General features: G+C 40.1%; 7 protein-coding genes. 2 read left to right on the top strand and 5 right to left on the bottom strand.

Annotated features, from left to right (window positions below):
- Positions 1–319 precede the first annotated feature (319 nt).
- Entirely contained in the window at positions 320–3,448 is a 3,129-nt protein-coding gene (locus tag E1140_RS18785; RefSeq protein ID WP_155187742.1) for a WD40/YVTN/BNR-like repeat-containing protein, read from the top strand.
- 87 nt (positions 3,449–3,535) lie between these two features.
- Here the strand turns inward: E1140_RS18785 and E1140_RS18780 are convergent, their stop codons facing one another.
- The 4 genes from E1140_RS18780 to E1140_RS18765 form a co-directional block, all read right to left on the bottom strand.
- Positions 3,536–3,895, bottom strand: coding sequence for a response regulator (locus tag E1140_RS18780; RefSeq protein WP_155187740.1), 360 nt, complete (start codon positions 3,893–3,895; stop codon positions 3,536–3,538).
- Between the two features lie 6 nt (positions 3,896–3,901).
- Complete coding sequence (locus tag E1140_RS18775) at positions 3,902–4,303, bottom strand: BLUF domain-containing protein (protein ID WP_155187738.1); 402 nt, start codon at positions 4,301–4,303, stop codon at positions 3,902–3,904.
- Positions 4,304–4,390: 87 nt separating this feature from the next.
- A complete protein-coding gene (locus tag E1140_RS18770; protein ID WP_155187736.1) occupies positions 4,391–5,278 on the bottom strand; it encodes a dienelactone hydrolase family protein in 888 nt (295 codons plus the stop codon).
- A gap of 101 nt (positions 5,279–5,379) precedes the next feature.
- A complete protein-coding gene (locus tag E1140_RS18765; RefSeq protein WP_155187734.1) occupies positions 5,380–6,021 on the bottom strand; it encodes a hypothetical protein in 642 nt (213 codons plus the stop codon).
- Between the two features lie 239 nt (positions 6,022–6,260).
- Here E1140_RS18765 and E1140_RS18760 point away from each other — a divergent pair, with 239 nt between their 5' ends.
- Complete coding sequence (locus E1140_RS18760; protein WP_155187732.1) at positions 6,261–8,210, top strand: copper amine oxidase; 1,950 nt, start codon at positions 6,261–6,263, stop codon at positions 8,208–8,210.
- A gap of 81 nt (positions 8,211–8,291) precedes the next feature.
- Here E1140_RS18760 and E1140_RS21695 read toward each other — a convergent pair.
- The coding region (locus E1140_RS21695) for a hypothetical protein (protein WP_221412727.1) at positions 8,292–8,545 on the bottom strand (254 nt) is incomplete at its 5' end.

Genomic DNA, 8,545 nt, shown 5'->3' with positions numbered 1-8,545 from the left:
TCTTAACTTGTGGACTACTTGTAATGACGGGGTGTTTCAAGCTGCATTATGTGGAACTAGGTTCTAAACCCAAATCGTGCTAGTTTTATGCCCTGTAAAACAAGTAAACAAACGCGCCTTACAGGGGCGTTGCCAGCAAGGTATTTACGCCTTTTGAAATGGCACTTACCGATTTAACGTGCACTCTGATATCAGCGTTAGTGAATAATTTTCTAGTATCTATCTTCATGGCCTTAATTTTTTGATGAGCGGATAGTGAATCTGAGAAAACATTGCTTAATTGGTGAATCATATTTCTTAATCAGAACTTAAACCAATCATGAAGAAATTAGCCCTATCATTATTATTAATGACCATTAGTGTATTCACCTTCGGTCAGGATTATGACGAATTATTAAAACCAGTAAAATACAGAAACATAGGTCCCTTTCGTGGAGGAAGAGCAGTAGCAGGTGCTGGTGTTGTAGGTGACCCAATGACTTATTATATGGGAACTACCGGTGGTGGTGTTTGGAAAACCGACAATGGTGGTCAACGCTGGTTCAATATTTCGGATGGCTACTTTAAAACTGGCTCAGTAGGAGCAATTGCAGTTTCTGAAAGTGATCCTAATGTTGTTTATGTAGGGATGGGTGAACATGCTCCCCGTGGAGTAATGACATCCTATGGTGATGGTGTTTATAAGTCTACCGATGCAGGAAAAACATGGACACATCTAGGTCTTGAGAAGACCCAGCATATTTCCAGAGTTGTGATAAACCCTAAAAATCCTGATATCGTTTTTGTGGCTGCTCAGGGTGCTTTGCATGGTAATAACACTGAAAGAGGTATATATAAATCTACAGATGGCGGAAAATCCTGGACTAAAGTGCTTTATGTTAATGACATGACCGGGTGTGCAGAGCTCTCTATGGACTATAACAACCCGATGGTTTTATATGCTGCCATGTGGGAGCATCAAAGGCTACCATGGAAGGTAATAAGTGGAGGCCCGGGAAGTGGACTTTATAAATCTACTGATGGTGGTGTAACATGGAATAAGATACATAAAGGTTTACCAGAAGAGAAAGGTAAAATGGCCATAGCTGTTGCCCGTTCTAATTCCAATAAGGTTTATGCGCTAATAGAAAGTGATTCTGATAAAGAACTAGGCGGACTTTTTGTATCTAACAATGCGGGTGAAAGCTGGTCAAGAATTAGCGATAATCATGAATTGATTCAACGTGCGTGGTACTACATTGAGGTGTTTGTTGATCCACAAGATGAGGAAACAGTATATGTGATGAGTGCCCCTGCTTTGAGGTCAATAGATGGTGGTAAAACCTGGGAATCGCTTAGCGGAACACATGGCGATTATCATGATTTATGGATTAACCCAAATAATAATAAAAATATGGCCATTGTAAATGATGGTGGTGTAGCCATTTCTTATAATTATGGTAAATACTGGTCTTCTGAAGACAATATGCCGACAGCCCAGTTTTACAGGATTAATGTAGATAATCTTTTTCCTTATAATATTTACGCTGGTCAGCAGGATAACTCTACGGTGAAAATAGCCAGCCTTGCTCACGATGACTGGAGTATTAATACCAGACATTGGAGTGCGTCTGCAGGTGGTGAAAGTGCCTTTTTAGCTTTTGATCCTGATAACCCAAGGTTTGTAATGGGTGGCAGCTACTTGGGAACCATTGAAGTTTTTGATACACAGTCAGGTGCTACTACCAATATCATGGCTGCGCCTATTCAATACCTTTCAAGAGCAGCCAGTGATATGAAATACCGTTTTGATTGGAATGCACCAATCATATGGTCAAAACATGAGCCTGGTACTTTTTATCATGGTGCTCAGGTGCTTTTAAGAACTAGAGATATGGGCAAATCCTGGGAAGAGGTTTCTCCAGACTTAACCAGAAGTGAAAAGGCTAAGCAGATAAAAGGTGGAGGCCCATACACTGTGGAGGCTGTAGGAGCGGAAAATTATGGTGTTTTGAGCTATGTACTTGAATCTCCTAGTGAAAAAGGCGTAATCTATACGGGTAGTAATGATGGATTGGTTCATATTACCAAAGACAATGGTGCTACATGGACTAATATTACTCCAAAAGGCTTGACCGAATGTTTGGTTAATGCCATTGAAGTTTCACCTCATGATCCTGCTACGGTTTATATAGCCGCAACAAGATATAAGTTTAATGATAAGACACCTGCCATTTATAAGTCAACCAATTATGGTAAGTCCTGGACCAACATCAGCTCGGGCATTCCTTACGGAGCTTTTACCAGAGTAGTACGCGAAGATGATAAGGTTAAGGATTTGTTGTTTGCTGGTACTGAGCTCGGGATGTACATCTCCAGAGATGGAGGCAATTCATGGAAGCCATTTCAGTTGAACTTACCGGTCGTTCCTATTACTGACCTTAGAGTGCATAAAGATGATCTGATTGTTGCTACAATGGGTCGTTCATTTTGGATTTTGGATGATATGGGCCTGATCAGACAGCATAAGCCAAGCTCAGAGCTTGTTCTGTACCAACCTGAAGATGCAGTGATAGGTAATTGGGGTAGCCCTTTGAATGGCAACTCTGAGAGCTTTACAGGATCAAATGCCTTTGAAGGCGTAAACCCAGCAAACGGGGTGGTTATTTATTATAACCTGCCTAAGCTGGACGATGATGCGGAGGTTAAATTGCAGATTTCTGATGCACAAGGTAATGTGGTAAGAACCTATTCTTCTAAGAAAGATAAGGACTTTAAATCTTATGATGGAGGCCCTTCAGCCAACCCAACATTATCAAAAAATCTAGGTTTGAATAGAATTGTTTGGGATATGCGCTACCCAACTATGGTAGGAGCGCCAACAGCTTATATTGAAGGAAGCTTTAGGGGTCATAAAGCTGTTCCTGGTGATTATAAGTTATCTATTATGGTAGGGGATAAGAAGATGGAAACATCGGCCAAGATATTACCTAACCCTTTATATACTACTACTCCTGCTGAGTATGCAGAATATGATGCCTTTATGAAAAAGACTGAGGCTGCTTTTAACGATATGCACAATAAGGTAAATGCGTTAATCAAGGTTCAGGAGCAGTTAAATGATGCTATGGCATTGCTACCTGAAGATGCCAAGGATTTAAAAACCGAGGGTGAGGAATTACTTAAAAAGTTGAAGGCCTGGGATGAGGACATGATTCAGCGCAAGTCAAAGGCGTATGATGATGTTGAGAACTACCCCAATAAATTTACAGCAGAACTTATTTTCTTAATTAACCAGACTAATAGTGCGCTTCCAAGAGTTAATGAGCCAAACAAAGCAAGGTTTACAGAGCTGATGACAGAATGGGAAGCTTTAGATAAGAGAGCAAAAGAATTAATGGAAACAGACATCCCGGCTTACAATAAAAAGCTTTGGGAAGCAGGTGTTGGGGCAGTTAAGGTTCCTTAATTAGATTTTGAAATATTGAGAAGTTAAAAAGGCCCAAACAGATGCTTGGGCCTTTTTAATTGACTTGTGGTTGGTGAAAAAGTAATTCTATTTATCCAGTGCTAGTATTTCTTTAATAGTTTTTGATAAAGCAGTAAAATCCAGCGGTTTATTGAAAAAGTATGAATTCGAAATTTTAACATCTAAATCATTAGAGCCAGAAATGAATATAATTGGAGTTTGAAATGACTTTCTAATAGTTTTAGCAGCATCAATTCCATTTATATCATCAGCGAGAATGAAATTCATCATGATGAAATCAGGGTTAAATTCTACGACAGCATCATATACCATTGCCCCTTTTGATATGTGTTTTATTTGTTCGAAACCCTCAGCTTGAAGAAAAGCAATGTAGCTGAATGCTATTATGGCATTGTCTTCCACTACAAGAATTCTCTTGTCAGGCATAAAGTCTTAATCCCTCCATATATCCATTAACATCTGTGTCTCTAAATCAATTCCAACCATGTCCTTTAATTTCTTCTTTTTCTTTTCTTTAAAAGTATCAAACATAGCAATTTGACCATCAGTTACAGTCTTTTCGCCCATAGACCAATCAGGGAAGTATCTCTTATGATGATCTTCAAATGACATTAGTTGGACACGCTTATGCCTGTCATCTTTTGATATTTTGTCAAAAAATAAGTGATAAAGGTCTAGTTCTTCACCTTCCAGGTACTGAATAAACTTCTTATCAGAATAGAGTAATATTCCCGTTATATTCTTTTTGGCGTTAAAATCTCTTGAAGTTTCATAAATATCTCTTAATTCATCACGAGAGCATTTTCTGGTGCTGGTGTAGATTAAATACTTCATTTTTTGACTTGTTTAATCAAAATTATATAAGTTCTGAACAAACAATTTATGAAATACATCTGAATCTATCAAAGTCTTAAAATTACTTTAACTCAAATGCTTCTTAAAGAAGTCTATGGTTCTTGACCACGCCAGTTTAGCTTTTTCAGGGTCATATCTACCCGTGGAGTCATTATGGAATCCATGATTGGCACCTTCATAAACATAAGCCTCATATTCTTTATCATTGGCCTTTAGCGCTTCTTCATAAGCTGGCCAGCCCGCATTCACACGTTCATCTAGTCCACCATAGTGAAGCTGTAATGGCGCATTGATCTTAGGCACATCTTCAGCCGATGGCTGACTTCCATAATAGGGTACAGCAGCCTTTAGTTCAGGAACTTTTACAGCCATCATGTTGGATATCCAACCACCGAAACAGAATCCCACAACTCCAATATTGCCCGTACATTGAGGATGGTTTTTAAGGTATTCGAAGGCAGCAATAAAATCTTCCAACATCTCATTTCTATCCCGCTTGCGCTGCATCTCCCTACCGTCATCATCGTTGCCCGGATAGCCGCCTAGTGGAGTAAGAGCATCTGGCGCAATAGAGATAAAGCCAGCCAAAGCCGCGCGCCTTCCAACGTCAGCAATGTATGGATTTAGCCCTCTGTTTTCATGAACCACCACAATACCAGGTAATTTCCCTGAGGCATCTGCAGGTCTTGACAGCTGCGCTTTGATAGAACCACCACCTTTTGGAGAATCATAATTGATAAACTCAGTTTTTAATTTTGGATCATCTTCCTGTATCTGAATGGTGTCTTTATAATTAGGCATTACAAAGCTCAACAATGAACTGACTGTGAGTCCACCCACGGCATAGGTTGAAAGCTTTTTGACGAACTCCCTTTTGTTCATTTTATTATGCGCGTAGGCATCATAAAGGTTGTAGACTTCTTGACTGATCTCAGGTTTCTTCGTAGGCTTCATATTAGGATAGTTTTAATAATGATAGTTACTTAAATATACCAGTTACCTTCATAAATGCCTAGTGAGAATCCGTCAGTGGTAATAAAGGAATATTTGCCTGGTTAATCTTTAGTTTTTACCAAGATTATGCCGATCCATGCAAACCATACGATTTGTGTTAGGCCAAATAATGCAGCAAAAATATCTGTCGGGAAGATCGTTAACATTCCAAATGTTCCAACAAGTATTCCATAATAAACTAATGATTTGGGCAAAGTGCGAGACTTTAGTCCTGCTATACTTAAGAGAATAACCCATAAGGCACCTACAATTTCATTGCCACCACCAAGTCCCTCAACTATGATATTGACCATTTTCCATAGTGCAACACCTTGCTCTGGATTTAAAGCACCTGTTGTGATTACAGTGCTTAACCCAATATTGGAAATCATACCACTGGCTATGATAATGGTCACCCAGGTAAAACCGAAAACAGCCGCTAACCTGCTGGTGGTATATTCTGTCTTTGTTCTGCTATAAATGGAAAGTACTAATGGAGCTAATAAAACCCCAAATAATACATAAAGAACAAGGTTGCTGACTGTAAGAAGTAGATTATTTTGTGTTAGGTGATTTATTACTTCTGAGGGTGCCGCGCCTGTAGCGGGTTGGTTGATTATTGCGCCAAAAGTGATGAATCCAAATATGTAAATGGCAGCTTCAGAAATGGCAGCAATACCTCCGATTTTTTGTAATCTTTTCATGCTTTAAAGTTTAGGTTATGGGTTGTAGACGAAAGATCATTGGTCATGTTACTACATTCTGGGATTTAAATGGAGAGTGGTATTTTGGTCTGTTGAGTGGTGTTGGACAATGTGCTGAAACCGTTCTATTTTTATAGATAAGTCGTTGTTTTCCAAATGCTTGTTGCTGTGAAAATAACAGTAAGAATCATAAATTAATTTATGTACCTTGTATGATTCTATAACCTTACCTAAACATCATGAAGAACTTTGTTAAAGCCACAGTATTGTTGCTGCTAATGGCCATTTTTACTAATGTCAATGCACAACAACCTCACCCTCTTGACCCTTTGACCTATAAGGAGTATTGGACTGTTTTGGAAGTATTAAGAAAAGCTGGTCATTTAAATGACTCTACAGGCTTTTCGATGATTAACCTGATAGAACCCGATAAATACAAAGTTTGGAACTGGAAATCAGGGGAGAAGCTACCAAGACAGGCCTATGCCACAGTACATCATAATGGAAAATTCTATAGAGCAGAGGTAGATCTTACCAATGAAAAGGAATTAGCCTTTGCCGAATTACAAGGTATCCAGGCAACATGGCTTGGTTGCGAGTTTAAATCTATGGTGAAGAAAGTGTTGAAACATCCTGATTTTGTTAAAGGCTTGAAAGCCAGAGGCTATGATGATTTTTCTTTTCTGGATTGTTTTATAGGGCCCAGAGCCAATTTTGGCGAAGAGCAATATAAGGGTAAACGAGTGGGGATTTGCTCTTGTACTGATCAAAGGTATGTTAAGAATAATTGGGTGAGAGGCATTGAAGGACTTGACGCATTGGTGGATTTAAATACTGGTGAAGTACTTACCGTAGTTGATGAAGGAGCGGTGCCAATGGCTACAGTTAATGCCGATTATGACAACTTACCTGCCTCAAGTTTACGCAAGGTCCCTGGTCCGTTTATGGTTTCGCAGCCAAACGGCCCCGGTTTTACTATGGATGGGTATGTGATTGAATGGCAGAAATGGAGATTTCATGTTAAGCCTGATCATCGTGTGGGTTTGATTATTTCTACTGTCACTTATCAGGATGGAGATCAGGTACGCCCGGTGATGTACCAAGGTAATCTGTCTGAGATTTTTGTACCCTACATGGATGAAAGTTTTGGCTGGATGGCGAGAAACTTTATTGATGCGGGAGAGTATACGGCAGGTGGTTTGGTAAAACCTTTATTCCCTGGTCAGGATGCGCCTGATTATGCTTACTATATGGATGGTATTTTTTCTAATGATGAAGGAAGACCTTCCCCAATAATAAACCTGGTAGCCATCTTTGAGCGCGAGCCTGGCGATCCTTCATGGCGTCATCAGGGGAGAGCAGGAGCTGAAAGTAGGGTGAAAAGAGATTTGGTAGTTAGAGCGGCAGCTGTGCTAGGCAATTATGATTATATTTTTGATTGGATATTTCAGCAAGATGGTTCTATTAAGGTTTTAGTTGGTGCAACAGGAATTGCAGAAGCCAAGGTTGTAAAGCAAAAGGATGCTAGCGAATCATCTTCTGATCCTGGTGATAAGTTCGGCCGTTTTGTGGACCCGAATATTGTGGCCGTTAACCATGATCACTATTTCAGTTATAGAATTGATTTGGATGTTGATGGTCCTGTGAATCAACTAGAGTTGAGCAGACTGCAAAGAAAGATGCTGCCTGAGGGACATCCTAGAAGAAGTATATGGGTTAACAATCCCAAAATTGCAGAGCGAGAAACCGATGCGAAACTTACTATCGATCTTAATAAGCCAACGCTTTGGCGCGTGTTGAGCACCACAAGAAAGAATAAAGTAGGATACCCTACCAGCTACCAGCTGATGCCTGGAAAAACGGCTAACACGTTATTGTCAGAAGATGATTACCCAAGACTTCGAGTGGGCTTTATCAATCATCATTTATGGGTAACGCCTTACAATTCGAGGGAGTTGTTTGCTGCTGGGGATCACCCAACGTTAAGTACACCGGGTATGGGCTTGCCGGCCTGGACAAGTGCTAATAGAGCAATAGATAAGAAAGATATTGTGCTTTGGTATACCATAGGCATGCACCACATGGTACGGGCAGAGGACTGGCCGGTGATGCCGGTATTATGGCATTCATTTGAGATAAGACCATTTGATTATTTTGATCAAAACCCAGCTTTGGATTTGCCTGAGTAATTAGGCTTAATAGTTACTAAAGTGAATAGTCAGCCCCACCCCAATGCGGGGCAGGGACTGACATACACACACATCTATTAATTACTCGCCAACCAAATGGAATTGATACTCACCAGATACTGATGCTGTTCTGCCTCCAGTAGATGCACCGTCAGCCATGAAGGTCATGGTTAAGTTGCCATCAGACAGACTTAAGGAGATGGAGGTGTCGCCATCTCTTAAAACCAGATTAGGGTTGTCATTTTGAAAATCCCAAACCCCAGAGGTTTCCCATACAGGGCTCAGGCCATTTTCAGTACTATAGGTTTTGTTGCCTATGGTTAATTTAAAACCTG

The organism is Fulvivirga lutimaris (genome assembly GCF_009711525.1).
Lineage (GTDB): Bacteria > Bacteroidota > Bacteroidia > Cytophagales > Cyclobacteriaceae > Fulvivirga > Fulvivirga lutimaris.
The sequence above is the reverse complement of the archived record's forward strand: the minus strand, read 5'-3'. Positions and strand labels throughout refer to the sequence as shown.